The 26,354-nt window shown below is 31.4% G+C and carries 30 protein-coding genes; 18 read left to right on the plus strand and 12 right to left on the minus strand.

Annotation, left to right across the window (positions count from 1 at the left end; genetic code table 11):
- Nucleotides 1-60: 60 nt before the first annotated feature.
- Together ABW636_RS07335 and ABW636_RS07340 are read right to left on the minus strand one after the other, a co-directional pair.
- On the minus strand, nt 61-1,164 hold the full coding sequence (locus ABW636_RS07335; RefSeq protein WP_367589312.1) for an alpha-hydroxy acid oxidase: 1,104 nt from the start codon (nt 1,162-1,164) through the stop codon (nt 61-63).
- Complete coding sequence (locus ABW636_RS07340; RefSeq protein ID WP_367589313.1) at nt 1,157-2,776, minus strand: NAD(P)-binding domain-containing protein; 1,620 nt, start codon at nt 2,774-2,776, stop codon at nt 1,157-1,159. Before ABW636_RS07340 ends, ABW636_RS07335 begins: the two co-directional genes overlap by 8 nt.
- A 527-nt stretch (nt 2,777-3,303) precedes the next feature.
- On the opposite strand from ABW636_RS07340, the gene ABW636_RS07345 reads away from it, so the two are divergent.
- Entirely contained in the window at nt 3,304-4,254 is a 951-nt protein-coding gene (locus ABW636_RS07345; protein ID WP_367589314.1) for a LysR family transcriptional regulator, read from the plus strand.
- 15 nt (nt 4,255-4,269) lie between these two features.
- On the opposite strand, the gene ABW636_RS07350 is transcribed toward ABW636_RS07345, so the two are convergent.
- The 3 genes from ABW636_RS07350 to ABW636_RS07360 form a co-directional block, all read right to left on the minus strand.
- The gene (locus tag ABW636_RS07350; protein ID WP_367589315.1) at nt 4,270-4,467 is read right to left on the minus strand and encodes a hypothetical protein; all 198 of its coding nucleotides are present in this window, start codon (nt 4,465-4,467) and stop codon (nt 4,270-4,272) included.
- A 133-nt stretch (nt 4,468-4,600) separates the two neighbouring features.
- On the minus strand, nt 4,601-5,401 hold the full coding sequence (locus ABW636_RS07355) for a TIGR00266 family protein (protein ID WP_367589316.1): 801 nt from the start codon (nt 5,399-5,401) through the stop codon (nt 4,601-4,603).
- A gap of 93 nt (nt 5,402-5,494) precedes the next feature.
- The gene (locus tag ABW636_RS07360; RefSeq protein WP_367589317.1) at nt 5,495-5,950 is read right to left on the minus strand and encodes a DUF4442 domain-containing protein; all 456 of its coding nucleotides are present in this window, start codon (nt 5,948-5,950) and stop codon (nt 5,495-5,497) included.
- A gap of 153 nt (nt 5,951-6,103) precedes the next feature.
- Here ABW636_RS07360 and ABW636_RS07365 point away from each other — a divergent pair, with 153 nt between their 5' ends.
- The 4 genes from ABW636_RS07365 to ABW636_RS07380 all read left to right on the plus strand — a co-directional run bounded on the left by ABW636_RS07365 (nt 6,104) and on the right by ABW636_RS07380 (nt 9,615).
- A complete protein-coding gene (locus ABW636_RS07365) occupies nt 6,104-6,556 on the plus strand; it encodes a DUF4870 domain-containing protein (RefSeq protein ID WP_367589318.1) in 453 nt (150 codons plus the stop codon).
- 167 nt (nt 6,557-6,723) lie between these two features.
- Entirely contained in the window at nt 6,724-7,059 is a 336-nt protein-coding gene (locus ABW636_RS07370) for a PadR family transcriptional regulator (protein ID WP_367589319.1), read from the plus strand.
- Nucleotide 7,060: 1 nt separating this feature from the next.
- On the plus strand, nt 7,061-8,803 hold the full coding sequence (locus ABW636_RS07375; protein ID WP_367589320.1) for a PspC domain-containing protein: 1,743 nt from the start codon (nt 7,061-7,063) through the stop codon (nt 8,801-8,803).
- Between the two features lie 92 nt (nt 8,804-8,895).
- Complete coding sequence (locus ABW636_RS07380; RefSeq protein ID WP_367589321.1) at nt 8,896-9,615, plus strand: head GIN domain-containing protein; 720 nt, start codon at nt 8,896-8,898, stop codon at nt 9,613-9,615.
- Between the two features lie 82 nt (nt 9,616-9,697).
- Here the strand turns inward: ABW636_RS07380 and ABW636_RS07385 are convergent, their stop codons facing one another.
- The 5 genes from ABW636_RS07385 to ABW636_RS07405 form a co-directional block, all read right to left on the minus strand.
- Entirely contained in the window at nt 9,698-10,450 is a 753-nt protein-coding gene (locus ABW636_RS07385; RefSeq protein WP_367589322.1) for a hypothetical protein, read from the minus strand.
- A 199-nt stretch (nt 10,451-10,649) separates the two neighbouring features.
- Entirely contained in the window at nt 10,650-10,826 is a 177-nt protein-coding gene (locus ABW636_RS07390) for a hypothetical protein (RefSeq protein WP_367589323.1), read from the minus strand.
- The gene (locus tag ABW636_RS07395) at nt 10,810-11,814 is read right to left on the minus strand and encodes an ATP-grasp domain-containing protein (protein WP_367589324.1); all 1,005 of its coding nucleotides are present in this window, start codon (nt 11,812-11,814) and stop codon (nt 10,810-10,812) included. Before ABW636_RS07395 ends, ABW636_RS07390 begins: the two co-directional genes overlap by 17 nt.
- A gap of 101 nt (nt 11,815-11,915) precedes the next feature.
- A complete protein-coding gene (locus tag ABW636_RS07400; protein WP_367589325.1) occupies nt 11,916-12,158 on the minus strand; it encodes a hypothetical protein in 243 nt (80 codons plus the stop codon).
- 586 nt (nt 12,159-12,744) lie between these two features.
- Nucleotides 12,745-13,497 carry a DUF5995 family protein gene (locus ABW636_RS07405; protein ID WP_367589326.1) on the minus strand — a complete coding sequence of 251 codons (753 nt, stop codon included), beginning with the start codon at nt 13,495-13,497 and terminating at the stop codon, nt 12,745-12,747.
- A gap of 232 nt (nt 13,498-13,729) precedes the next feature.
- Between ABW636_RS07405 and ABW636_RS07410 the strand changes: the two genes are divergently transcribed.
- The gene (locus ABW636_RS07410; RefSeq protein ID WP_367589327.1) at nt 13,730-14,584 is read left to right on the plus strand and encodes a GIN domain-containing protein; all 855 of its coding nucleotides are present in this window, start codon (nt 13,730-13,732) and stop codon (nt 14,582-14,584) included.
- 54 nt (nt 14,585-14,638) lie between these two features.
- Here ABW636_RS07410 and trxB read toward each other — a convergent pair whose 3' ends face one another.
- Nucleotides 14,639-15,607, minus strand: coding sequence for a thioredoxin-disulfide reductase (gene trxB / locus ABW636_RS07415; RefSeq protein WP_367589328.1), 969 nt, complete (start codon nt 15,605-15,607; stop codon nt 14,639-14,641).
- A 633-nt stretch (nt 15,608-16,240) separates the two neighbouring features.
- Between trxB and ABW636_RS07420 the strand changes: the two genes are divergently transcribed.
- The 8 genes from ABW636_RS07420 to ABW636_RS07455 all read left to right on the plus strand — a co-directional run bounded on the left by ABW636_RS07420 (nt 16,241) and on the right by ABW636_RS07455 (nt 21,785).
- Nucleotides 16,241-17,698 carry an arginine decarboxylase gene (locus ABW636_RS07420; protein ID WP_367589329.1) on the plus strand — a complete coding sequence of 486 codons (1,458 nt, stop codon included), beginning with the start codon at nt 16,241-16,243 and terminating at the stop codon, nt 17,696-17,698.
- A 26-nt stretch (nt 17,699-17,724) separates the two neighbouring features.
- Nucleotides 17,725-18,666 carry an agmatinase gene (gene speB / locus ABW636_RS07425; RefSeq protein ID WP_367589330.1) on the plus strand — a complete coding sequence of 314 codons (942 nt, stop codon included), beginning with the start codon at nt 17,725-17,727 and terminating at the stop codon, nt 18,664-18,666.
- Nucleotides 18,656-19,630, plus strand: coding sequence for a deoxyhypusine synthase family protein (locus ABW636_RS07430; RefSeq protein WP_367589331.1), 975 nt, complete (start codon nt 18,656-18,658; stop codon nt 19,628-19,630). The genes speB and ABW636_RS07430 overlap by 11 nt, the downstream gene beginning before the upstream one ends.
- Before the next feature lie 2 nt (nt 19,631-19,632).
- Entirely contained in the window at nt 19,633-19,938 is a 306-nt protein-coding gene (locus ABW636_RS07435; protein ID WP_367589332.1) for a hypothetical protein, read from the plus strand.
- A gap of 12 nt (nt 19,939-19,950) precedes the next feature.
- Complete coding sequence (locus ABW636_RS07440; RefSeq protein WP_367589333.1) at nt 19,951-20,370, plus strand: VOC family protein; 420 nt, start codon at nt 19,951-19,953, stop codon at nt 20,368-20,370.
- Nucleotides 20,371-20,571: 201 nt separating this feature from the next.
- Nucleotides 20,572-20,988: an NUDIX hydrolase gene (locus ABW636_RS07445; RefSeq protein WP_367589334.1), complete on the plus strand. Its 417-nt coding sequence runs from the start codon at nt 20,572-20,574 to the stop codon at nt 20,986-20,988.
- Between the two features lie 13 nt (nt 20,989-21,001).
- On the plus strand, nt 21,002-21,256 hold the full coding sequence (locus tag ABW636_RS07450; protein WP_367589335.1) for a hypothetical protein: 255 nt from the start codon (nt 21,002-21,004) through the stop codon (nt 21,254-21,256).
- Between the two features lie 172 nt (nt 21,257-21,428).
- Complete coding sequence (locus ABW636_RS07455; protein ID WP_367589336.1) at nt 21,429-21,785, plus strand: hypothetical protein; 357 nt, start codon at nt 21,429-21,431, stop codon at nt 21,783-21,785.
- A 270-nt stretch (nt 21,786-22,055) separates the two neighbouring features.
- Here the strand turns inward: ABW636_RS07455 and ABW636_RS07460 are convergent, their stop codons facing one another.
- Nucleotides 22,056-22,790, minus strand: a complete 735-nt coding sequence (locus ABW636_RS07460) for a DUF6261 family protein (RefSeq protein WP_367589337.1) — start codon at nt 22,788-22,790, stop codon at nt 22,056-22,058.
- A gap of 689 nt (nt 22,791-23,479) precedes the next feature.
- Between ABW636_RS07460 and ABW636_RS07465 the strand changes: the two genes are divergently transcribed.
- From ABW636_RS07465 to ABW636_RS07480, 4 genes are all read left to right on the plus strand, one after another.
- Nucleotides 23,480-24,019, plus strand: coding sequence for a hypothetical protein (locus ABW636_RS07465; RefSeq protein WP_367589338.1), 540 nt, complete (start codon nt 23,480-23,482; stop codon nt 24,017-24,019).
- A gap of 104 nt (nt 24,020-24,123) precedes the next feature.
- Nucleotides 24,124-25,305: a leucine-rich repeat domain-containing protein gene (locus ABW636_RS07470; protein WP_367589339.1), complete on the plus strand. Its 1,182-nt coding sequence runs from the start codon at nt 24,124-24,126 to the stop codon at nt 25,303-25,305.
- Between the two features lie 72 nt (nt 25,306-25,377).
- Nucleotides 25,378-25,716 carry a hypothetical protein gene (locus tag ABW636_RS07475; protein ID WP_367589340.1) on the plus strand — a complete coding sequence of 113 codons (339 nt, stop codon included), beginning with the start codon at nt 25,378-25,380 and terminating at the stop codon, nt 25,714-25,716.
- A gap of 1 nt (nt 25,717) precedes the next feature.
- Entirely contained in the window at nt 25,718-26,236 is a 519-nt protein-coding gene (locus ABW636_RS07480; protein WP_367589341.1) for a hypothetical protein, read from the plus strand.
- The last annotated feature ends 118 nt before the right edge of the window (nt 26,237-26,354 follow it).

A 26,354-nucleotide genomic window follows, 5' to 3' on the forward strand; every position in this document is an offset into this window, starting at 1 on the left:
TGATTAATGATTGATTATTTTAAATTCTTGACAAGGATCTAAAAAGTCTGAACTTGATTATCAAAAAGTGGTTTTAGTATATATCAAACTTTTATTAATCTCTTTTATCGATGAGCATCCACATAGTGCCATAGATAGGTCTAATTCATCTTTTAGATTATGTAACACCTGTAATACTCCCGATTCTCCGTCATAGGCAAGTCCCCATAAAATAGGCCTACCTATTGCAACGGCATTTGCTCCTAATGCCAATGCTTTAAGAACATCGGTTCCTCTTCGAATTCCTCCATCAATAATAACCGGAATTCTTCCTTTTACCATGGCCACTATATCTGGTAACAACTCTATTGTTGCCGGAATGGTATCCAATTGCCTTCCTCCGTGATTAGATACTATAATTCCATCAACACCATGTTGAATAGCAAGTTCGGCATCTTCTGGACGTACAACTCCTTTTATAAATACGGGTAATGTTGTTATTTCCTTTAGTTTGTCTATATCACTCCATGTAAGTGCCGCATTCAGTATTAGTGTTGGTTTATCCTTAGCAAATTTGAGGAGCTTAGGGTCGTCAAAGTTTTTTAAAGAAAGTCCTTCTGGCAACATATGAAACCCATTTCTAATGTCTCGTTCTCTTTTTCCGAATACTGGCGAATCTACCGTCACGACCAAGGCACTATACCCGGCATCTTCTGCTCTTTTCACAAACAATTTCGTGATTTCTATATCTGGCTGTATATAAAGTTGAAACCAAAGTTCTGGTGCCTTATTGATCTTAGGGTTTTTCGCTGCATTTGCTATTCTTTCTAAAGAAACAGTTGATGCCATACTAACGATCATAATAGTATTTGCCATTGCCGCGGCTTTGACGGTGGCTAATTCTCCTTCTTCATTCGCTAAACAATGAAAAGCTGTTGGAGCAATGAATATAGGCATTGCTATTTTTTTACCCATCATTTGAATAGAAACATCTCTTTTTTCTACACTCTTAAGAACTCTAGGGTATAATTTTATTTTACTGTAAGCTTCATGATTTTCATGTACCGTAATTTCATCATTTGCACCACCAGATAAATAATCATAGATATCTTTGGGTAACTCTCTTCTTGCTATATTTTCAAACTCCTTAAGGTTTACCAGTTTTTTTTTGGAAGGCTCATCCATTAATCATAGAGTTAATTTGCGTTACCTGCTCTACCCCGATCATTTCGCTAAAAAATTCTTTTAAAGGTTCCTTATGAACTTTGTGAAACCATTCATTTTCCAGATTTTCTACTATATGATGTTCTTTTACAAACTCTTTATTTTTATAATAACGTACAACAGGATGCAAATAATGACTATCATTTGTGTTTTTTGTAGCAGATTGTTTTATTCGTACCACATCAACATCAAAAGGATCCATTTGATCATGATTAGGTCCATACTCTAGGGTAAGTACAAAAAAGCTATCACATTTTTTTACAAGATCACTTGATGATATATAATCAACGGGGACCTCTTTATAATATCTAGCCTCCTGATCTTCATCGCAAATGGTTATTAGATCTGCCAAAAAACCAAACTGCTGCCATAACGCCGATGTAATATTGACCCTCTGAATAACCATCTGCATTAAATGTTCTGGTACCATTTTTAAAACATCACAAGGCCAAGGTGTCTGATGGTTTTTAAACTCTAAAATGCGATGCAGTGCTTTGACATTGTATCTAAATCCATGTATAAAACCACTTGTAGATTTCTTAAAATCTCGCATATGCATCAAAACACCAGCAAAATACATGTTACTTATATTTGTAGATTCCCATTCATTACTTTGCTCTGGAAATCTATTATTAATGGTTAGCACAGGTTTACACGTTTCGTCAAACATTTGGTCTTCAAACCTAAAACCCGTACAAGTAATCACCCTATCATACATTACATCTTTTTTGGCTTCATCTGCTCTAACAAATCGATAGGATACATGAAACTTATCATCCTTCTTTTCGATCTTATCTATATGTACATCTAATACCGCATTTAATGATTTAAGCTGGTAGGTATCCAATAAATTGTTGTTCACCGCTCGTAAGTGCCCCACATAATGTGTTTTCCAGGCCATTTTTATAGATTTTGGCCCTGCAACATGAATTATAGAAGTAGTATCCATAAGGCCATCTGCAACTTCGAATCCAGAGTTACCTTTACCAATAATCAACACTTTTTGATTAAAAAAATCATTGGGATCTACAGAGACGTTAGCGTAATTTTCGGTAAGCTCTATCCCCTCAATTTTGGGTAAATAAGGTTTAGATACTCCCGTTGCTATAATAAGGTACTTACACGAATATGTCTCTCCTTTATCACTAGTAAGTGTAAAACCATTATCCTTTTTAACTTTTATTATGGTGGTATTATAGGTTATTTTGAGTTTAAGGTGTTCTGCATAATCTTTTAAATACGTAACAAAATCATCGGCATCAGGAAAAAAACGCTTACTATAATTCTTAAGTAACAAATCTTCATTATCAGAAAGCAATGAGTTCCAATCAAATCGCATATTAAACTCTGGATCTTCACTTCCTGTGTTATATTTATTAATAGATATTAATTGCCTGTGACGGGGGAAGCTTTTAAAAAATGTCCCCGCGTGTTCACCAGATTCAAGAATAAGATAATCTCTCTTAGATTGCTCTAGGTGATGTCCCATTTGCAAACCAGCGGGACCCGCTCCTAAAATTATATATTCAATAAATTTATTTGAACTAATCTTTTCAACGAAATTAGTAGACATAATTAAGTAATGGGTTTTAAGAGTTAAACAATTGAATTAAATTTTATAGCAATTAAATTTGACTGACGCTACTCTTTTGAAACATGCTATTAAGGCAAAAAATCTGATTTAGATTCTTAAAAAATATTTCTTACATACAGAATGTTGGTGATACTGTATTCTCTATAAGAAGTACTATTTTACTATCAAAATAATTTCGTGATCTACCAGAATAGAGGTAAATATAGGTGTACATTTCTTACCTCATAAGTTCTTCAAAATCAAAGAAATTATTAAGTAAAACAATCAAAAGTTAAGCCTACTATAAATATACTACTGTAAAAATCAGGAACTTTACATAAATGTATAAATGGTAGATATGAATGTATAAACTAACTATTTCACTACATAAAATGCATTTATAGAACTTACAAAAAGGGGAAGTATCACCTTTTTACTTTGACAACAATAGATAAAACAAATTTTTTAGCATTAATTAATAAATATTACCAATACCTTTCCTATTTTTGTTGCTCAAACCACGAACGATGACTATAACACAATTAAAATATGTTTTAGCCGTAGCTGAGCATAAAAATTTCACAAAAGCAGCAGAGAAAACTTTTGTTACTCAACCGACTTTAAGTATGCAAATTCAAAAGCTTGAAGAGGAATTGGATATTTTAATTTTTGATCGTAGCAAAAAGCCTATTGAGTTGACCGAGGTTGGAACTAAATTGGTACAACAAGCTAAAAATATAGTAAATGAAAGTGAGCGTATACAAGATATTGTAGATCAGCAAAAAGGATATATTGGAGGTGAATTTAAATTGGGAGTTATTCCTACGGTAATGCCAACTTTACTCCCCATGTTTCTAAATAATTTTATTAAGAAATGCCCTAAAGTTAAACTTAAAATAGAAGAATTACATACAGAAGCCATTATAGAACGTCTACAAGATGGACATTTGGATGCAGCTATTGCTGCTACTCCTTTACAAAATGAAAATATAAAAGAACGTGTTTTATATTATGAACCATTTGTAGGTTATATACCTTCTTCACATCGATTAAACCAAAAGAAAAACATAGAAACTACAGATCTAGATATAGATGATATGCTTTTATTAGAGGATGGTCATTGTTTTAGAGATGGAGTTATCAATCTTTGTAAAACTACAAAAAGCTATGATGAAGATCATTTTCAATTGGCAAGTGGTAGTTTCGAAACACTTATAAAATTAGCTAATGAGGGCTTGGGCATGACACTGCTCCCCTATTTACATACTTTAGATATTAAAGAAAGTGAAAAGGTTAACCTACATTATTTTAATGAACCATCTCCTGCCAGAGAAGTCAGTTTAATTTACAATAAAAGTGAGTTAAAAATGCAAATAATAGAAGCTTTACATGAAACAATTGCAGGAGTTGTGAGAGGTGCTATTACCTTTCAAAATGTAGAAATCATTAGCCCGTTAGCAAAAATAAAGAGCGACTAAAAGTCGCTCTTTTTATTATGTTTTTAAATAGATTAGACAAGATTCTAATTCTGGTTGTTTCACGGTCAACGATTGAATCCAAATTTTTAATTCTTCGATCTCATGCGGAAGTAACCTGTTTAGTGCTTTTAGGACTTCCTTTGTAAAAAGATTAACATCAAAACTTACTTTTTTTAAAACAGTTTTAGTGTAATCAAACATTGCTCTAGCCATAAATTAATAGGGGGTTAAAATGTTAGGTTTAAAACAAATAGTTGTAGGAAAAATCTTATGATTTAATATGTTACTATAGCTAATATATGTAAATTAAATAAAAAAATAGCTCTATAACGTTTATTTAACATTGTTAAAAATTATTATCGCCATCTAGAAGATCTCCTAAACCTCCTAAAATACTCCCCTCTCCTTTACTTTTACCGCCTCCTCTTGGAGCCAATGCTAATACCCTATTCGCTAATCTACTAAATGGTAGCGATTGTATATAAACTACTCCGGGTCCAGTTAATGTCGCAAAAAACAATCCTTCGCCTCCAAAAATGGTATTTTTAATACCTCCAACAAACTCTATATCGTAGTTAATATTCTTAGAAAATCCAATGATACATCCAGTATCTACCTTTAGCTTCTCACCTGCTTGTAATTCTTTTCTACTAGTAGTTCCTCCTGCATGTACAAATGCCATACCATCACCTTCTAGCTTTTGCATAATAAAACCTTCGCCTCCAAACAATCCTCTACCTAATTTTCTTGAAAATTCTATTCCAACAGAAACGCCTTTTGCTGCACATAAAAAAGCATCTTTTTGACAAATAAACTTTCCGCCATACTTATTTAAATCAATTGGAATAATTTTTCCTGGGTAGGGAGAAGCAAAACTTACTCTTTTTTTACCTCCTACCTGATTGTAAAAAGCCGTCATAAATAGGCTTTCTCCTGTTAATAATCGCTTACCAGCTCCAAATATCTTTCCTAATACCCCACTGTCTTTTCCCGAACCGTCCCCAAAAATGGTATCCATTTTAATACCATCATCCATCATCATAAAACTACCTGCTTCAGCAATTACTCCCTCCTGGGGATCTAATTCTATTTCTACATATTGCATTTCTTCTCCTACAATCTCATAATCTATTTCGTGTGCTGTCATAATTTAATTTTAATACGTTTTGACTAATGAATAACTCGTTCTATAAGTAGAATAATACCATAAAGTGTTACAGTTTTTCTAAACAACTCTATATTAAGATTTCACTTTTATAGTCCATTCAAAATTAAAAGTAGATACTTCGATTCCTTCTGCATTGGTTCCTATAGATTTCATCCATACTGTTTGTCCTTCTTTTGTTTCTATTGCTTTATTAATAGCTTCTTTGACCAATGCTCCATCATTGCATACAAAAGTAATTCTACCAGTAGCCTTCTTGGTAAAAGTCGCATTATTATTAGCGACCAACATAGAAATCTTTTTTCCACTATCTTGTATGTGCCCAATAACCAAGGCTCCAGTGGCTAATTCTGCAGCCATACCCTGTACTGCCCAAAACATGGACTTAAAAGGGTTCTGATTGATCCAACGATGTTTTACACTCACGCTACAAACACTATCATTAATTGTTTTTACTCTTACTCCACAAAACCATGCAGAAGGTAATTTAAATAATGTAAATGTGTTAAGCTTTCTTGTAGTCAATTTCATAAGCCATTTTTTTAATTATCACAATATAGGTAAAAGAATATTGTAATAAAATGATGTGAAATCCTAAAAATATGTTAAAAAAAGGTACTATGTTTTGCATAATACCTTTTTTTAACCATATATTTGCATAAGAAACTATTATATCATTCATCAATGTCAATCAAAAATCACAAAAATATCGCAATGTTTATGCACTTAGGTGCATTTTCTAAGTACTTTATCCCCTTCGGGAATTACATTATTCCTATTCTATTATGGTCGACCAATAAGGACAAGTCAGATTTTATAGATAATCATGGGAAAGAAGCTATCAATTTTCAATTAAGCATTCTATTATACACCGTAATATTAGCTATGTTTTCTTTTCCGTTTTTTATTTTCAACATATTTGGAGATGCATCTATTTTTGATTTGCTTCATTTTGACGACTTCTCTTTTAATTTTTCTCAAGCCTCTGGTTTTAGAACTCTTATAGGAGCTTCATTTGTAGGAGTTATCGCTTTAATTGGCTTTTTTTTAGAAATCATTTTTGTAATTACAGCCGCATTAAAATCTAATAATGGGGAAACATATAAATACCCTTTATCAATAAGATTTATAAAATAACTATATCATTAAAAATTTAAAAAACTATATGTTATGATTAAAAATTTAACCTCATCAATTACTATTTTTAGTCTTAGTTTTTTCGAAAGATCAACTTTCATAAATTTTTAAAATAACCATCAAAATCAATCAAAAAATGAACAGTTTAATAATTAAAAATTAGTTTTATGAAGATCGAAAACACAAAAGCGCAAATGCGCAAAGGTGTTCTGGAATATTGCATACTTTCTATCCTTAAAGATGATGACGCTTATGTTGCAGAAATTTTAGAAACTCTAAAAGATGCAAAGATGCTGGTAGTAGAAGGTACAATATATCCATTGCTGACCAGACTTAAAAACGCCGGATTATTAAGTTATCGCTGGGAAGAGTCTACATCGGGACCACCACGCAAATATTATGGACTTACTGAAACAGGAAAGTTATTCCTAAACGAATTAAATACAACCTGGAACGAATTACAAAATGCCGTAAACCTGGTGACTAAACAAAAAAAGAAGTAAAATGAACAAGACAGTTAATATAAATTTAGCAGGCATATTTTTTCATATAGACGAAGACGCTTATCTGAAATTACAGCGATATCTTGATGCTATAAAACGTTCATTTACCGACTCGCAAGGTAGAGACGAAATCATTGCCGACATAGAAGCGCGTATCGCAGAATTGTTTAGTGAAAAAATCAAAGATGAACGACAGGTAATTGGTATCAACGAAGTAGAAGAAGTAATTACTGTAATGGGGCAACCCGAAGATTATAGAATAGATGAAGAAATCTTTGAAGATGAACCACAAGCGGATCACCAACGATCTAAAACATCAAAACAATTGTTTAGAGATCCAACCAACTCTTATGTAGGAGGTGTTAGTTCTGGTTTAGGACATTATCTTGGGATAGAATCTATCTGGGTTAGATTAGCATGGATCTTGTTTACTATTTTTTCTAGTGGTGCATTTATCTTAATCTATATCGCCTTTTGGATTTTTGTTGAAGAAGCCAAAACCACAGCAGATTTTTTGGCCATGAAAGGAGAGGCTGTGAATATTAGTAATATTGAAAAAAAAATTAAAGAAGGATTTGACGGTGTAGCCAGTTCTGTAAAAAACGTTGATTATCAAAAATACGGAAGTAAAGTAAAAAGTAGTTCTGCCACTTTTTTTGACGCACTAGGCGATGTGTTACTTTTCCTTCTAAAGTTTTTTGTAAAACTTGTAGGAGTACTTTTCATCATCATCGCAGGAGCTACTCTAATTGGTCTGTTTGTTGGATTGTTTACCATAGGAACCTTTGGTTTTATGGATACACCCTGGGTAGAATATATGGAAGTAGGTAGCCATCCTGATGTTCCTATGTGGTTAATCTCTATTTTAGTATTCTTTGCAGTAGGTATTCCTTTCTTTTTTCTATTTATTGTTGGGCTAAAAATTCTTATAAAAAACTTAAAATCAATTGGCTCTGTTGCTAAGTTTGGATTATTAGGAGTTTGGATATTATCATTAATAGGAATCACCATATTAGGAATAAGACAAGCTACTCTAGAAGCCTATGATGCAGAAGTTATAAGTGAGCAAAACACAGTGCTTCCTATCACTCAAAATGATACTTTAAAGATTAAAATGAAAGGAGATTCCAGGTATGCAAAAAGTCTTCGCCATCATAATGATTACAACATTAAAAGAGCCCCTAATGGAGGCCGTGTTATTGTAATTCAGGATATCGAAGTTTATCTAAAAGCTTCAGAAAAAGATAGTACGGTAGCAATTACCATCGAAAAGAAAGCAGAAGGAAGATCTTATGACGAAGCAGAAAAAAGAGCTGAAAACCTTAAATATGCATATACCGTTGAAGATAAATCGGTTATTCTAGATGGATATGCCATTGCAGATTATGCAAGCAAGTATAGGGATCAAGAAGTAAGAGTTATACTTACGCTTCCAGAAGGAATAACTGTTTTTGCAGATGATAATACAGCCAATTTCAATAACTCATGGAAATACGATGATTATATTACAATTGAAGGTATGGAAGAGAAATATGTTACATTAATCAACGGAGAATTAAAATGTGACGAATGTAAGGACAATGAGGACGATTGGGACACTAACGAAGAGAATGAAGATGATCACGACATTCAGATCAAAAAGGAGTTTAATTTAAAAATAGACGAAGAAGGTGTCGAACTAAACAATGAACCTGTAAAAGTAAAAATAGACGAAAACGGAATAGAAATTAAAACCGAGAATTAATTAATCAATCAAAAAGCGGCTTCACTCCTCTCTACCCAATACTAGTAGAGAGGAGATCGAAGTAAACAGTTAAACACATAAAACAATCAATCATGACAACACTAGTTAAAATTTTAGTAAGTATACTTTTATCAATTTTTTGTTGCTCTTGTAACGTGGCTTTTAATGGTATAAAAGGCCAGGGAGAAGTCTTGAAAAAGGAAAAAACAATTCATCAGAATTTTAATGCCGTAAAAGCAAGTAGAGGTTTGGACGTGATCCTGACCAATAACTCTGACAAAAAGGTTATTATTGAGGCTAATCAAAATTTACATGAGCATATTAAAGTATATGTAGAAGACAATACTTTATATATCACTGCAGACGAGAATATTTACTTTGCAGACAAAAAGAATGTAATTGTATCCTATGACAAATTACAAAAAGTGCATGTAAATAGTGGTGCCAGTATATCCTCTAATGAAGCGATCATACAACAAGATCTTGACATTACCGCAACCAGCGGTGCTGATTTGGATCTAAAAATCAAAGCAGAAACTGTAAACTCTTCTGCGACCAGTGGAGCAATGATCAATCTGGAAGGAAAAGTAACCAACCATAAAGCTAAAGCTATTCATGGGGCAAATATAAGAGCTGATAATCTATTAAGTATACTTTCGGAGGCAAAAGCAACTAGCGGAGCTAATATTAGAATTTATGCTAAAAATGAATTCAAAGGAAAAGCAACCAGTGGCGCCAGTATTATTTACTATGGTAATCCGGAAAAGGTTTCCGAAAATGATAACTATGGAGGAAGTGTAAGTAAAAATTAACAAATCTAACCAACTATAAATATCAATCAAAATTCAACTTGATTAAACTAATTTATGAAATTGTTAGATTAAGTATTAAATATTACACTTGGGTTGAGTTATTATTATCTAACCCCATCCAAGTTCCGAGATATGGATTATAAGCACACTCTTTATTGTAATAGTATTGTTTTCCATCAAATTGAACATCTCTTTTATCAACACAAACCTCACGAAATTCACAAACGGAACAAGTTTTTATTTTAGACTTAGGTATATTTCTAATTGGAATTTGAGTCAACCCATTTTGGTTAATTTTATAAATTAATCTTGAATAGTAATAAATATTATTGTTTTTCGCTATTGAAATGAGTGATGGTGCAGATATAAATTGAGGGCTATAAAATTCATTTGATGTATTATCTTCTCCTATTTTGGAAAAACAAATCCAATTAAAATTTTTAAGTAATTCAGAAATTATATTATCATTATTATACATTACTACACACCCAGCAAAAATAACAGTATTAAAATAGTGTTTAATAACACATTTAATTTTTTCGATAAATTTTAATGAGCAATTCGAAACAGTAATAATAAATCTTAAATTATATACAATATTAGCACCTAAATCACAACGTTTAAAGTTTTCTATGTCTATTTTATCACTATCAATTATCACATCCAAACTTCTAAATTCATAACAATCAAAAAAGTGGGAATAAAAATTTGGAACGTATAATTCAGAAGGAACTATACCATTTCGTTTTAAATCTGAAGTCTTCATTAACTTCAATTCACCGGTTTTGGTATTCAACAATGTTGAATTAACTGGTCCAAATACTGTATAAATCATAAACAACAATAATTAATCTATCAAATATCTCTATTAAATTCTTTTCAGAGCCTTTACTTTGTGTTGAATCAATCTTATGTTTTAAATTCTCACCATCAAAAAAATTGGAACTTATCCTATATCAACTAATTAGTAAAATTAACCAAGATCAAAATATCTAAAAGGAATTACAATAGATGGCTTGTAGCCCTACAAAAAATTATATTATATCATATCTATCTTCCAAATTTGGTACTAAACCAGAGCTACATAATTTTTCAGACACAAAAAAATCTCTTTTCTTAAGTTCATGATTATTTTCCTGATTTTCTAACATGGTATATAAAAAAATCACAGGTAACTCACCATTTTTCGAACCTTCAACGAATTTTTCCATTAACTAATTTTTTATAAAACACCTTATAAGTATTTTCTTTTATATAATTCGAATAAAAAGATACTATACCATCAGTATTAATTTCTAAAAATGTATAATTATTATCTTTATCAACTAAAAAATCCATTGTACAAAAATCAATATTATAGCTTTCACACATTTTTTTTGTTTTTTCTTTTATATTAAACTTTACATCATAATTTTCCAAAACAACATTATTTAACATATATTCCATTTTAATATCCAAAATACCAGGGTCACCTTTTGCCTTCTTTTTTTGCTTTACAGCTAGTAATTCCCCTCCTATATAAATACATTTTAATTCGTAATCACTTTTTATAGACTCTTGAAAATAAGAAGGAAAAAATATTTGAGACATATTCAATGCTTCATTTTTTCTCAACAAGCTAGTCCTATGACTATAAATAGATTTATCATCATTTATATACCCAAAATTTGACAAAGGTTTTGTAATAGTTTGGTTGTTTTTATTAATAAATTCATTTGCAAAATATTTATCATTTGTAAATGTGAAATCAGGAACTTTTAATCCAAAAAAATCTGCTCTATGTAATTGATTAATTTTATTATGAATTTTTTCTGAAAAATTATTAATCATTGGTATTCCTAATATTTCAATATAATTTAATATAGTTTCCGCTAAATGATTAACCTCTCTTTGCAAATACACTTTAATAGAAGGAGGGTATTTATTATAAATTCTTAAATTCAATGCATTATTCAAAAAATTACCTTCAAATCTTCGCTTCCAAACTAAATCATATTCAGAAAGCTTTCTTTTTTCTCCTCTGTAATAAAAGCAAAACTCCTGTGAAGTTATTTCAAATTTGCTAAAAAAATAATTAGAAATATCAACTAAATTTGAAATATTCAACCTCGTGGTTTCATGTTTTTTTTTTTCTAGATAAGCCTGCATATTATTCGTAAACACACAAGTATCATCTGATGTTAAAATAAGAACTTTCAATTTTCTTTATAAACTTATAAAACAATTAAATAAAAAGAGCTTTGGCATTACACTAAAGCTCCATAAATACAATTAAATGTATATTCAATTATGCTTCGTGATCAATTAGCTCCTGGTACCCCTCGATCACCTTCATCGTTAGTAATTGATGTCCCCTCATCATAATGATGCGATGGTCCCTCATCATAAACTTGTGATGCTCCCTGATCGTAAGCATGTGAAGGTCCTGAATCATTAGATACTGATTCACCTTCATCATTACGAATAGAACCTCCATTGATTTCAGACATTCTTCTTATTTTAAACAATTTTGCTTCGTTAAAAAGTTCTTCAATTTTTTTCATTATGATTTGCTTTTATATTTCCCCAAATGTATTGTAAAAAGTAATTTTAGCAAAATTATTTACCTAATGAATAGTATGATTTTTAAGGCCATAAAAATTACATTTATAAATTTCAAAACATTTAGACTTAAGTATCTCTCCTTCAATATTTACGAAAAGGGAATCAAAATAACTTTCTAAAAAATTTAGTACCATCTTAAGTTTATAATGACACTTTTCTAAGTTAAAACATTTTAAGTAATAAGTTTTATTCCCTTAAAGAAAAGCAACCAGTGGAGGCGATATCGTTTACTTTGGTAACCCTAAAAAAGTTTCTGAAATCGATAATTCTGGGGGTGATGTAAGAAGACACTAGTACCTATATATCAAATACCAAAAAAAACACTGTCTAATCATTTTCTATCATAAGACAGTGTTTTTTTATTAGTGTCTGGCCGGAAATAGACGATTTTTATGATTTGAATTATTTTTGATGGAATTTTGATTTTCTTTTTTGAAATAGATGACTTAGCATCAAATTATAAAAAACAAATAAAAATTACGCAAAAAGAAACAAATACAATATTGCTGTATTTCCTACCAGACACTAATTAGTTAAGTCTTCGATTTTGTCACTAACGGTACCTCGTTCTCCTAATCTAATAATCATCAGCACTATATTGGCTATTAATCCCGGATTTGTTATAATCTTGGCATTTTCTGTAACCTTACCATCTCTTTCCTTAATTAAATTTTCCATTTTATCCTCTGGAGTCATAGCAACTTTTTGAGCAAATCTCCAGGCCCCATCTCTTGCCAGCTCCATGCTAAAGTCTATCAAAAAATTATCTACTTTTCGAGTAAACTTTAGAATTTTCTTTAGGGTAGGCCATATTTCTGCCAAATCGTTTTCAACATCTGTCACCAGAGATGATAAAATTTCATTAATCTTATCAAAATCTCCTTTAAGATCTTCTATGTCCTTTCCTTTTGAAACCTGTGCTGCTGCAATACCCAAATCCAAATTAATATGTGCATTAATACCTATCAGAAGATGTTGCAATACTATAGGCCAATACGATTTTGATAGTAAAAATGCTTTTTCCCAACAAGTACTTATTACTTTATTCTCTTTATACCCGTAGTAAGCATCGAGATATCTGGTTGCAAAAATAACGTCCAACTTTTCCATTCTAGGTCCATCATCAAAAAAGCCCTGTTCGATACCTTCTTTGACCTTGACTGTTACCTTTCTATATAAAGTTGCAAAATACCCTAAAGGGCTATTATCAGTTTTTGATTGTGCTATAATCGTATCTAAAACTTGTATAACATCATCAATGGTATGTATTGGTTTCAAAATATTTGTCTGGTTTTAAGTTTTAAAAATAAATATACACTCTTGAATTTAATAATTGTAAAAAAAAGCATTCAATCATACTCTTTAGTATTGCATAGATTTCCTTTTGTAATATATGCTGCAACTCTTATCAACTAATATCTGTCTTTAAACTAGAGTAACTAATTTTTACACTTTATAAATACTTAAAAACAAAAAAAACTGTTTATAATCTTATAAATTTTATGCGATTATGAGAACATTTCTATTATTAATTACGGTTTTTACTCTTGGAAACGTATTTGGGCAAAAAGAAAGAATTAAAGGAAATAAGATTTTAAGCACAGAAACCCAAGAGCTTGAAGCATTTCATACCATAGAGATCTATGAGAATTTTGAGGTTACACTAGATGAGAGCAATGATCCTTATGTCAAAATTGAAACTGATAGTAATGTACATGAATACATCAAAGTAGAAGTAGTAGATAGCGTACTTACCATATCATCAGAAAAGGACTTAAGACGCACCAAGGCATTACATCTAGATATTTTTTATACTTCTGATGTACAAAAAATCATATTACATGACAAAGTAACTATAAAATCGCTTTCACCTATTGAAACTCCTAAGCTTACTATCGAGACCCATGGTAATACAGAAGCTTTTATAACGGCAGATGTGGGTCAGATAGAATGTATAACTAATGATAAATCTAATGTAGTTTTACATGTTACAGGACAGGAAGCATCGTATCAAATAAATGAAAATTCTAAATTAGAAGGAATTATTACCGCAGATACGCTAAAGGTAGATGCCTATCAGAAAGGAAACGTTACATTAGAGGGTGAACTAAAGATGTTATTGGTGAGAGTAGATAACAATACCAATTTTTATGGCGAAAAGTTGAAATGTGACATGGTATCGATATCTGCTGAAGGCACTAGTGATAGCTATATTTTATCTAATCAAGCAACGACTATTGAAGCTCGTGATAAAGCTGAGATTTTTCTATTGGGAGAATCTAAGATATCTATCAATACTTTTACCAACGAAGTCATTTTATACAAAAAGAATATCGATTATACACCTAATAAGTTTAAGCTATAACAAAAAAGGCTTCTGCGTTCTCAGAAGCCTTTTTATCACTATCATATCTGTAAATTAGGCAGAAACTTCTTCTCCAGATTCTACAGTTGCTAAGTATCTTTCTGCATCTAACGCAGCCATACATCCTGTTCCTGCAGCTGTAACTGCTTGTCTATATTCTTTATCTTGCACATCTCCAGAGGCAAATACTCCTGGAATATTAGTTTTAGTAGACTTTCCTTCTGTAATCAAATATCCCGTATCATCCATATCAATCTGCCCTTTAAAGATATCTGTGTTTGGTTTATGACCAATTGCTATAAATAGTCCGGTAATTTCTATTTCGGTCTTTTCTTTAGTTTGATTATTAACCATTCGCAATCCTTCTACAACTTGCTCTCCTAATACCTCATCAACTTCAGTATTATACAATACTTTAAGGTTTGATGTACTATTTACACGATGTTGCATTGCTTTAGAAGCTCTCATATAATCTTTACGAACTAACATGGTAACATTAGAACATATATTAGCCAAATAGGTAGCTTCTTCTGCAGCAGTATCTCCTGCTCCAACAATCGCTACATCCTGCCCTTTGTAAAAGAACCCATCACAAACGGCACAAGCAGAAACTCCTCCTCCTCGTAGTCGTTGCTCACTAGGTAGTCCCAAGTATTTTGCAGTAGCACCAGTAGAAATAATAACGGTCTCTGCTTCAATTTCTGTTGTATTATCTACAGTTACCTTATGTATTCCTCCTACTTCTTTACTAAAATTAACCGCAGTAACCATCCCGATACGTACCTCTGTACCAAAACGTTCTGCTTGTTGTTGCAATTGCACCATCATGGTAGGTCCGTCAATTCCTTCTGGATACCCAGGAAAATTATCTACTTCTGTCGTAGTTGTTAATTGTCCTCCAGGCTCCATACCTGTATACATCACAGGTTTTAAATCTGCTCTTGATGCATAAATTGCTGCAGTATATCCCGCTGGCCCCGAACCTATAATAAGGCATTTTATTCTTTCTATTTTTTCAGACATATTTGCTACTTTTTATATGCTGTAAAAGTAGCAATTTGGATATAAACCTTACAGTAAAGTTATTAAGAATTGTTATATACTTATAGAAATATTATATCTACCTGATCCTAAACATTCAAAATTCACGAAGGAATATTTTAAAAAAAAGGGAAGAAACAACAAAATCTAATTACCTAACCATCAGAAAATTCTAAATACAGAATTAAAAACTCAAAAATATTTATTACAAAAAAACATATGATATTATTTTTTTATTAAATTTGGAGCAATACTAATGCGTTTAACTAGATAGACGCATTGCCTATACAAAATGGAATCTTTTTTCAGATTCGGGCTTAGGAGGATAAAGAAGTCTACTCCAAAAGCTGCCTTAGGGATAAGGAACCGAATTCTCAGGCTGACTTCTAAAAAATATACTATTGCACTTCAGTTTTTAGAACGGGTAAAATTCGTTCCCTATACTATTTCTATCATTCGGATATGAGAATAGATTGATGTACATGGCTTGACCATTTCTCATTCTAAATTATAATTTTTCAAATCTCGCGTTATGGAATGATCCATAGGATGTTCAGGCTCTATAGGCCTTTATTTCTGGTGGTGAATTTCATCTACAAAACAAACCCCGAATAGATGAAAACTAAATATATAGATCTTATCGATCAGACTTTTTATTTTCCACAAGAAGAATTTAATCTGGAAAATAACCAGTTGCAATTTCATGGTATCAACCTCATGGCATTGATTGCCCAATACGGAGCACCTTTAAAATTTACCTATCTGCCCAAAATATCAGAAAATATTAACAGAGCCAAAGGTTGGTTTAACAATGCAATAGAAATCAGTAATTATGCAGGTAATTATCACTATTGTTATTGCACCAAAAGCTCTCATTTTCAGCATGTATTAAATGAAGCTTTAAAAAATGATATTCATATAGAAACCTCTTCGGCTTTTGATATTGATATTGTCGAAAACCTAAAATCTCAAGGCAAAATCAATGATAGTACCTATGTCATTTGCAATGGTTTTAAAAGAGATCAATATATCAAAAACATTATCAGGTTAATTAATAGAGGGCATCAAAATTGTATCCCGATTATTGATAATTATGAAGAGTTATCTTTATTAAGTAATGGAATCGAAGGTAAATTTCAGGTAGGAATCCGTATCGCTTCTGAAGAAGAACCAAAGTTCGAGTTTTATACTTCACGTCTGGGGATAGGATACCGAAATATTGTACCGTTCTATAAAGATCAGATTAAAGGAAACCCTAAGGTCGAACTAAAGATGTTACATTTCTTTATTAATACAGGAATTCGTGATACCGCTTATTACTGGAATGAACTCTTAAAATGTTTAAAGGTATATATAAGTCTTAAGAAAATATGCCCTACCCTCGATAGCTTAAATATTGGAGGAGGTTTCCCTATCAAAAGTTCATTGGCATTTAATTATGACTATCAATATATGGTTAATGAGATTGTAAATCAGATTCAAATTGCTTGTGAAGAAGCCCGGGTCGATGTTCCTAATATATTTACAGAATTTGGAAGTTTTACTGTAGGAGAAAGTGGCGGAGCCATTTATGAAGTATTGTATCAGAAACAACAAAATGACCGTGAAAAATGGAATATGATCAATTCTTCATTCATCACTACCCTACCCGATACTTGGGCCATTAACAAACGGTTTGTTATGCTAGCGGTGAATAGATGGGATGACGAATATGAACGGGTCTTGCTTGGTGGCTTAACTTGTGATAGTGATGATTATTACAATTCTGAGCAACATATGAATGCTATTTATTTACCCAAGTATAAAAAAGAGAAACCATTATACATAGGTTTTTTTAATACAGGAGCCTATCAAGAAACTATTGGTGGCTATGGCGGCCTACAACATTGCCTGATCCCACAGCCAAAACACATTATTATTGACCGGGATATAGAAGGTAATGTGATTACCTCCATTTTTTCAGAACAACAAACTTCTGAACAACTATTATCTATTTTAGGATATCAAAAAAATAATCAGAAAGCCACTAAATCTTATACTGAAAATCAAGAGGAATTGACAACCATTTTTTAAATCATACTTAACTTAATTTTTTCAAAATGAAAAACAGAACCTATGCAGGCATACCCGAAGAATATGCAAAATTGGAAACCGCTAAGGTTGTTTTAATACCCGTCCCCTATGATGGAACCAGTACATGGCAAAAAGGTGCTGATAAAGGACCCGAAGCATTTCTGGATGCTTCAGAGAATATGGAGTTGTATGATATAGAAACCGATTCTGAAGTATATAAGAATGGGATATATCTTGCAGACCCCGTTTCTGTAAATGCAACTCCAGAAGCAATGGTAGACGCCGTGCATCAGGAAACCAAAAAATTTATAAAAAAGAAAAAGTTCGTAACCATTCTAGGAGGTGAGCATTCTATTTCTATTGGTACCATTAGAGCTTTTAATGAAGCCTTTGATAATCTTACCGTATTGCATATAGATGCTCATGCCGATTTAAGAAAATCCTATGAAGGTAGCAGCTGTAATCATGCTTGTGCAGTTTATGAAGCTAGTCAAAATACCAATCTAATTCAAGTAGGTATTCGCTCTATGGATGTACAGGAAAAATCTGTAATGGATTATGACAAAACCTATTTTGCGCACGAAATGGCAATAGATAATACCTGGATGGACTCTGTTATAGAACAAATGACAGACAATGTATTTATCACCTTTGATTTGGATGCTTTTGATCCATCGATATTACCCAGTACAGGAACACCAGAGCCAGGAGGTTTGTTTTGGTACGAAACTTTAGATTTTCTAAAATTAGTGTTTAATGAAAAAAATGTAGTGGGATTTGATATTGTAGAATTATGTCCCAATGAAAATGATAAATCATCAGACTTTCTTGCTGCCAAATTATATTACAAGATGCTAAGCTATAAGTTTGAAAGTGATAAAGAAATTCTGGAAGACAAGTATGGCTTCTCAGAAAATGAAGCTTTAAAAAAATTCAAATCAAATCAAGAAGAATACGATGAAAGGTAAAGGCGAAGTAACCAAATTTATAGAAAAATACTTTTTACACTTTAATGCAGCCACAGTGGTAGATGCAGCAAAAGCGTACCAATTACAATTGGCTAACGAAGGAAAGATGCTTGTTTCTCTTGCCGGAGCAATGAGTACAGCAGAGCTGGGAAAAATCTTTGCAGAAATGATCCGACAAGATAAAGTGCATATTATTTCTTGTACAGGAGCCAATTTAGAAGAAGATATTATGAACCTAGTGGCTCACAGTCACTATAAAAGAGTCCCTAACTATCGTGATCTAACACCACAGCAAGAATGGGAACTGTTAGAAAAAGGACTTAACCGTGTTACCGATACCTGTATCCCAGAAGAAGAAGCTTTTAGAAGGTTACAAAAACATATTTTTAACATCTGGAAAGATGCCGAAGCTAATGGAGAACGATATTTTCCTCATGAATTTATGTATAAACTATTACTCTCTGGGGTACTTGAACAATACTATGAAATCGATATTAAAGATTCATGGATGTATGCTGCCGCCAAAGCTAATCTGCCAATGGTAGTACCCGGTTGGGAAGATAGTACGATGGGAAACATCTTTGCTAGTTATGTAATGAAAGGTGAACTAAAGGCCAGTACTATGAAGTCGGGTATCGAATATATGGCTTTCCTGGCAGGCTGGTATACCGAGAATGCTGAGAACGGTATCGGGTTCTTTCAAATTGGAGGCGGTATTGCCGGTGATTTCCCTATTTGTGTAGTGCCTATGCTCTATCAGGATTTAGAGAGAACCGATACTCCTTTCTGGAATTATTTCTGCCAGATTAGTGATTCTACAACCAGTTATGGGTCTTATTCTGGAGCCGTCCCTAATGAAAAAATTACCTGGGGAAAATTGGATATTGACACCCCAAAGTTTGTTATAGAAAGTGATGCTACCATTGTAGCTCCATTATTATTTGGATATGTATTAAACATGTAATTATGAAAAAACGAACCAATACAAATTTGAAAAAGGTTATTGTAGATTATAAAAAATTGAATAATAACATTCTTGACCTTCTAGTTAACAAGTACCCTGATGGTTATGACAACGAAGATATCATCACTTTCAAAAACGCTAATAATGAGATTGTAGAATGCGTAGAAGTAGCGACTGAAGAGACATTATATTTGGTAAAAGTGGGCAAACGGTTGGTTACTGCTATGAAAGATTTTGACGAATCTGATACTCTAGATACCAAAAGTGGAACAGGTAGTTCTGATGATTTTAATACCGAAGAAGAATAAATACATCACATCATGAAAAAAGCTGAATTTCATCTGGCACTTCCTTGTCGGGATCTTGAAAAAACAAAAAGTTTTTATATCCACGAAATAGGTGCAGAACCAGGAAGGTATACCGACCAATGGGTTGATGTCAATTTATATGGTAATCAAATCACTTTTACCAAAGTTGGCGATTTTAACTTTGACTTTCAAAATTATCGCTTGGGAGAACAAATAATACCGTCTTTTCACTTTGGAGTAATTACAGATGTAGAAACCTGGGGAAAATTATATTCTAAATTATTTACTATGAACCAAACAGTAAGTACTCAAGCTACATTTTTCGAAAAAAAAGCAGGAGAACACCTTTCTTTTTTTATAGAAGATCCCAATGGGTATATGGTAGAATTTAAAAGTTTTAAAAATCATGATGAGATATTTACCTCATGGTAAAAACAGTAGTGAAAATATATGAAACATGAATTACTAGTGCCTTTTTTAATGGTCAATTAAGAAAATTAGGGCGTAATAATTGATTTAAAAACAATTTATAGGTGCTTCTAACCTCTTTAGAGCTAAACAAAACCAAGAATAATTAAGGTATTGAGATAAACAAAATTATAAATGTTACTAAACTCAAAAACTTAGGAGTTAATGAAAACCAACAAGAATAAAGAAAAATCCAGATTAATCGTTTATCAGGGAGATGAGCTTATGGTTTTACAAAAACGCACCCACAAACTTAAGTACGGATTGGTAGGAGGATTCTTAAAAGAAAAAGAATCTCCAGAAATTGCCCTTATAAGAGAAACCTATGAAGAAACATTGGTCGAACTTTCTAGAAAAGATTTAAACTATCAATGTTCTATTATGATTAGGTCAAAGAATAAACATAAGTTCTCTAAGCATTATTTTACTTGCTATGAACATAATAAACCTTATGTAATAGCAGAACCCCATAAATTTAGAAAAATTGAGTGGGTTAACTGGAAAGATGCCATAGCGTTTTTAAGTAAATCTGATAGCGCAGTAGTAACATCCTTATTCAAGCCTTGTAAACTAATTTATTAAAACAATAACCATTATGAAAGGAACTATGATTAACCAAAATGTAGAGTATGGTGTTTTTAAGAAGTACTATGATGGGTATTACCAGTTTGTTATGAATAACGAAGAAACCATCATTTTTGAAGAAGTATCTCATGTAGTTAGCCAGGAGTTTGACCTTAGGTCAAATATTCATATTAACAAGCGGTTTGAAATTACATATACAGAGTATGTAGAAGATGATGATGAAGATTTTATTTCTTTCAAAATTGAAAAATTAGAGCTGGCATAAAAGAAATTTAAAGCTTATAATCAATAAGTGGTCTTACAAATTAAAAAACCACAAACCAAAAAAGTAATCTATCGATCACTTGTAAGTATCTAAGAGGTATTTTACTAAAAGCACCAGACTTGAGGTGATAACCATCTGGATTTTTGAAATAAAAATTAAATCTTACTTATTAATGAAAAGCATAAAACACATATTTTTTTTAATAATTGCGTTATTAATATGCAATAGTGCTATTCATGCACAAAATTCTCACAAACCAGAAGGAGATGCCATAACTGGAACATTTGATGATTATGATGGTGTATTTTACACGTTTAATTACATTAATGATGATATGAAGAAAGATGTCATTTCATTTGCCAAAATCCATTGTGAATTACGTGAAAGAATTGACCTCACTAACGAAAAATATATAGGAAGAACATTTAATATCTCTTATGAGCTTAAAACTGAAACCGAAATTGACGAAGATGGTAGTGAAGAAATTTTAACAACCAGGACCATTGTAAATCTTGAGTTGTTAGATTAATTAGAGCAAAAAAGCGAGACTTATACAGGTTTCGCTTTTTTAAGATTAATATTTTTTTACTAACCCGAGATTAATCTGAAATGCGTCAGTTTGAGTGAAATTCTGTTAAGAATTTGTACTTCGACACAGCTCAGCAGAACTATCGAAAACAAGCATTTCAGTACCAAAAAGCTATTCTCGATACAGTTTTTCTCCATTTTATTACGAAAAATCACTCGAATCGACGCTTTTTATGGAATACTTGATATTAATCGAAACTCAGGTTACTATTTAATTCACTACCTGATCAGTTTCTTCAGAACTGTTTCTTTTTCGGTTTGAAATAATTTGATGATATCGATCTGTCAATGTAATCAGCTCATTGTTTATAGACTCATATTTCTTTTCTTCATCCAACACCACATAGGCATTTATTCTATTGATCAAATTGGTATATACTGTCATCGCTTCAGGTCGTATAGCACTAAATGACGTTTTATTTTTCTTGCTTTCTTCTGTAATCCTTTCGGTATATAGTGTTCTAAATTTTTGATTGGCTATTTTAAGGCGATCAACCCAGTTTTGTAATCCTAAGCGTTGCAAAGCAGCTTTTAAATTTTCTTCTGTCTCGAAATCATTAATCAGATTAATGATTGCGGCACTCTCTGATTCATAGTTCATACGGGCAATTCTGCTACCATAACTATCGACACGATCTAACAGGGTTTGTGCTGCCTCTTTTACTTTGGGATGTTGGTGATAGGTATTCATAATAAAACCATATCGTAGCCCTTTAATTGCGTCATCCCTGTCGCTGTCTAGTGTTTCCAGTTCTTTGGTAAACTCTTTTTCTCTTTCATATAAAAGTGCACCATCTAATTGATCTACAATAGTTTTAAGGGCTTCTACCTGAATATTAATATTAAGTGCATCGGCATCATTCTGATAACATATATCAACAGTATTTCTTAATAATTCTGTCATTTCTTCTTTACGAAGTGTCATAAGATTTCTTGGTGTAAACATATAGTTAAATTTTATCATTATTTACTGTATCTGTTACTACTACATAAAATGTTACCACCATGTCATATATTTTTTCTATTCTTTCTGTTTATATAAAAAATTAGGGGTATTAGTAAAAAAATAATGCTCCCGCCAAGCGTGGGAGATCAATATCAAAAAATATAATGCTCCTGTCAAGCGCGGGAGATCAACATCAAAAAATATAATGCTCCCGCCAAGCGTGGGAGATCAATATCAAAAAATATAATGCTCCTGTCAAGCGCGGGAGATCAACATCAAAAAATATAATGCTCCTGCCAAGCGTGGGAGATCAACATCAAAAAATATAATGCTCCTGCCAAGCGCGGGAGATCAATATCAAAAAATATAATGCTCCCGCCAAGCGTGGGAGATCAATATCAAAAAAAATAATGCTCCTGCCAAGCGCGGGAGATCAACATCAAAAAAAATAATGCTCCTGCCAAGCGCGGGAGATCAACATTTAAAACCAAAAGCTCTTAATCACCTCTATAACTACATCAGAGATATAGTGTTATATCCCTTTTTAATAGTATGATAACCCATCCTGGTGTAACTTCTGTATAAGAATTGTATTTTAGTGTTCACAAGCCATTACCTATATTTTTTATAGTCAAAGAATATATGTACTATGGTAATTATATAACTTTGTTAGCAAAAATTAGAAATAAATGAAATCGATTAAACTCTTACTATTCTTTTTTATTGTAACCTCTTGCTCAATTAAGAAAAACATAAAAAGAACAAGTCCAAAAGATATTACAATAGACTTAAAGGTTGACAGTATCGAATATAGAAGTGGTAGATGGGTAAAATTATTTGTTGAAATTAAAAATAATTCCAGTGCAGATATAACGATATTGAAACCTTCAAGTGAATATGGAGATCAAATGAATTATTTTTATGTCAAATATGATTGCAATTTAATGTCTGAAACAGAGGTTTATTACCCTGTACCAGTAGTAAAAAAGACCGATAGTGATTTAATTACAATTCAGGCAAAATCAAGTAGTATAGTAGAGTTAAAAGGAAATTTATATGATGTCATTTGTGACAGCTCAGAAATTACAAAAGTAAAAGTAACTTATGATTCTAGAAGTGAAGAACTCCCTGAATGGCTCATAAAAAAAATCGGGACTGACCAGAGTAAGTTAAAAGATAGATTGACTAAATTAAAAATAGAAAGTAAAGAAATTACAATTGGATATTAACATTTGCTAACAAGGTGTAAAAATGCATTAAAACGCATTTTACACTAAACGTTAGTAAATATTAGAGATAAGAAGATATGAAATTGATTAAAACATTTATAATATTGAATATTATAACGTTAAGCTGTTATTCACAAATAGAAGCTACTGAATCAGATGAAAGCGCTCTAAATACTTTTAGACCTATTAATAATAAGTTTGAAGAAGCTTTAAAAAATCCCGAGGCGATTTATGAACTTGATCTTTCAAATCAGAATATTGATATTTTACCAGAAGAGATAGGTTTATTCAAAAATCTAAAAAAAATAAACTTAGGGAATAATAAAATAAAGGCTCTGCCTAAGTCATTCCAAAATCTAGTAAATCTCGAAAAAATTGAGTTATACCAAAATGATTTGGAAACATTGCCAAGTTTTATTGACAAACTCAAAAATCTTGTAGAAATCAATCTATTTTCAAATCAATTGACAGAATTACCAGTGTCTATTGGAAGTCTATATAATCTAAAAAAACTAGACCTTAGAAGTAATTCATTAAATGATTTACCAAAAACAATTGGTAACCTAAAAAACTTGGAAGTCTTAACTTTATATGATAATAAATTTATAGAATTCCCAAAATCTTTATGCACACTCTATAACCTAAAATCACTAAGTGTCTCATCTAACCAAATTACAATGTTACCCAATGAAATAGGAAATTTAAAGGGAATAGAGGATTTAGATCTAAGAAATAATAAAATTGAATTTATACCTGAATCAATTGGTAACCTGAATAAGATAGAATCTATTAGTTTAGATAGAAATAAATTGATTAAAATTCCAGAATCAATTGGGAAATTAAAAAGTCTCTTGAGACTTCATCTCTCAAAAAACAACTTAAAAAGTATACCTCAATCAATAGGTGATTTAAAGGAATTAAGGTTATTAGAGTTAACTGATAATCAAATTTCATATTTACCTAAATCTATTGGTAATGTCTCAAAAGTTTACACTATTAAATTAGAAAACAATAAAATTTCAAAAATTCCAGAAACAATAGGAAATCTAAATAACCTAGGTAACTTTTATATTTCACATAATCTAATAGAGAAACTACCTGAACAGATAAAAAAGCTAAGTTCTCTGAAAGAATTAGATTTATCTTTTAACAAACTAAAAGAAATTCCGAACGGAATGATAGACCTAAATAATCTTAGGTTTTTAAATATAAAAAATAATGATTTTGATGAGCAGGTTAAAAAACAAATCAAAAGAGAACTTCCTAATGTAAATATAGAAATTTAACATTTGCTAACACCATGTAAAAATGCATTAAGACGTATTTTACATTAAATATTAGCGGTAATATTAAAAAAATTGGATAAACAGGATAATTTAAAATTGTTTGCTTTAGTCTTAGGACTTATAATGATTATTGGAATTCCAATTTATACGATTATAAACAATAAGTATCTTGATAAAAGTGGAATTGAAATCAAAGGGGTTATTTTAAAAAAAGATAAAATTTTGGCAGGAAAACCATTGAGTAATCATTATTATTTTACTATTAGATACAATGTAAATAATAAATCTAAAATTAAAGAAATTGGAATTCCCGAAAAAGCTTTTTACATCTATAAAGTAAATGACACAATATCTATTTTACTTGACAAAGTGAATGAGGAAAATATAAAATGGCCCATAGAACAAGATTAAAATGGATTTAAGTTTAGAAGCATTCAAATCTCTTGATATCGATCCTTCAACCAATGTAAAATGGAAGCAAACCAATTTCTATGATTTATGTTGTAAATCGGAACTTTTTGGTTGTGCTTTTTTCACAACAATTGACAAGAATCTTGTAAACAATCGTCTAGAAGCACTTTCACATATTTTACAAAGGTTTTGTGACGAAATAGAAGGAGGGTTTAAATTTGATTTAAATTGGCTACAACTTCACACTTTCTTTCATTCTGAAGGATATTTATGCTCTTATAAAAGTAAAGCTTCTTCAGTGCCTGATTTTTTAAAAAGTTATAGAGAAATAATAGATAAAATGCCCGAATATGAAAACTTTCGAATTACTAAAAATGGCTCTATTCTTAAAGAATTTAACTTGATTGAAAAAAGTAACATTTTACAGGTAGAAAGTATAATTGATGATTGGAACTGTAGGCAACACCTACTAGAAACAGAAAAAGAATTTATATATTTTAGCTGGAATACCGAAGTTTAAAATAAAACCGCTAACAAAGTGTAAAAATGAGTTAAAACGTATTTTACACAAACCGTTATCGGCAAGCCAAAAAAAAATAAAAAAAATGTCCAATTGAATAGATTTCAATCGTCAGGTA

The sequence above is a fragment of the Aquimarina discodermiae genome (assembly GCF_040786235.1).
GTDB lineage: Bacteria > Bacteroidota > Bacteroidia > Flavobacteriales > Flavobacteriaceae > Aquimarina.

Coding starts and splice junctions, on each gene's coding strand:
- ABW636_RS07335 (WP_367589312.1), bottom strand. CDS start 1,164: ATGGATGAGCCTTCCAAAAAAAAACTGGTAAACCTTAAGGAGTTTGAA.
- ABW636_RS07340 (WP_367589313.1), bottom strand. CDS start 2,776: ATGTCTACTAATTTCGTTGAAAAGATTAGTTCAAATAAATTTATTGAA.
- ABW636_RS07345 (WP_367589314.1), top strand. CDS start 3,304: ATGACTATAACACAATTAAAATATGTTTTAGCCGTAGCTGAGCATAAA.
- ABW636_RS07350 (WP_367589315.1), bottom strand. CDS start 4,467: ATGGCTAGAGCAATGTTTGATTACACTAAAACTGTTTTAAAAAAAGTA.
- ABW636_RS07355 (WP_367589316.1), bottom strand. CDS start 5,401: ATGACAGCACACGAAATAGATTATGAGATTGTAGGAGAAGAAATGCAA.
- ABW636_RS07360 (WP_367589317.1), bottom strand. CDS start 5,950: ATGAAATTGACTACAAGAAAGCTTAACACATTTACATTATTTAAATTA.
- ABW636_RS07365 (WP_367589318.1), top strand. CDS start 6,104: ATGTCAATCAAAAATCACAAAAATATCGCAATGTTTATGCACTTAGGT.
- ABW636_RS07370 (WP_367589319.1), top strand. CDS start 6,724: ATGAAGATCGAAAACACAAAAGCGCAAATGCGCAAAGGTGTTCTGGAA.
- ABW636_RS07375 (WP_367589320.1), top strand. CDS start 7,061: ATGAACAAGACAGTTAATATAAATTTAGCAGGCATATTTTTTCATATA.
- ABW636_RS07380 (WP_367589321.1), top strand. CDS start 8,896: ATGACAACACTAGTTAAAATTTTAGTAAGTATACTTTTATCAATTTTT.
- ABW636_RS07385 (WP_367589322.1), bottom strand. CDS start 10,450: ATGATTTATACAGTATTTGGACCAGTTAATTCAACATTGTTGAATACC.
- ABW636_RS07390 (WP_367589323.1), bottom strand. CDS start 10,826: ATGGAAAAATTCGTTGAAGGTTCGAAAAATGGTGAGTTACCTGTGATT.
- ABW636_RS07400 (WP_367589325.1), bottom strand. CDS start 12,158: ATGAAAAAAATTGAAGAACTTTTTAACGAAGCAAAATTGTTTAAAATA.
- ABW636_RS07410 (WP_367589327.1), top strand. CDS start 13,730: ATGAGAACATTTCTATTATTAATTACGGTTTTTACTCTTGGAAACGTA.
- trxB (WP_367589328.1), bottom strand. CDS start 15,607: ATGTCTGAAAAAATAGAAAGAATAAAATGCCTTATTATAGGTTCGGGG.
- ABW636_RS07420 (WP_367589329.1), top strand. CDS start 16,241: ATGAAAACTAAATATATAGATCTTATCGATCAGACTTTTTATTTTCCA.
- speB (WP_367589330.1), top strand. CDS start 17,725: ATGAAAAACAGAACCTATGCAGGCATACCCGAAGAATATGCAAAATTG.
- ABW636_RS07430 (WP_367589331.1), top strand. CDS start 18,656: ATGAAAGGTAAAGGCGAAGTAACCAAATTTATAGAAAAATACTTTTTA.
- ABW636_RS07435 (WP_367589332.1), top strand. CDS start 19,633: ATGAAAAAACGAACCAATACAAATTTGAAAAAGGTTATTGTAGATTAT.
- ABW636_RS07440 (WP_367589333.1), top strand. CDS start 19,951: ATGAAAAAAGCTGAATTTCATCTGGCACTTCCTTGTCGGGATCTTGAA.
- ABW636_RS07445 (WP_367589334.1), top strand. CDS start 20,572: ATGAAAACCAACAAGAATAAAGAAAAATCCAGATTAATCGTTTATCAG.
- ABW636_RS07450 (WP_367589335.1), top strand. CDS start 21,002: ATGAAAGGAACTATGATTAACCAAAATGTAGAGTATGGTGTTTTTAAG.
- ABW636_RS07455 (WP_367589336.1), top strand. CDS start 21,429: ATGAAAAGCATAAAACACATATTTTTTTTAATAATTGCGTTATTAATA.
- ABW636_RS07460 (WP_367589337.1), bottom strand. CDS start 22,790: ATGTTTACACCAAGAAATCTTATGACACTTCGTAAAGAAGAAATGACA.
- ABW636_RS07465 (WP_367589338.1), top strand. CDS start 23,480: ATGAAATCGATTAAACTCTTACTATTCTTTTTTATTGTAACCTCTTGC.
- ABW636_RS07480 (WP_367589341.1), top strand. CDS start 25,718: ATGGATTTAAGTTTAGAAGCATTCAAATCTCTTGATATCGATCCTTCA.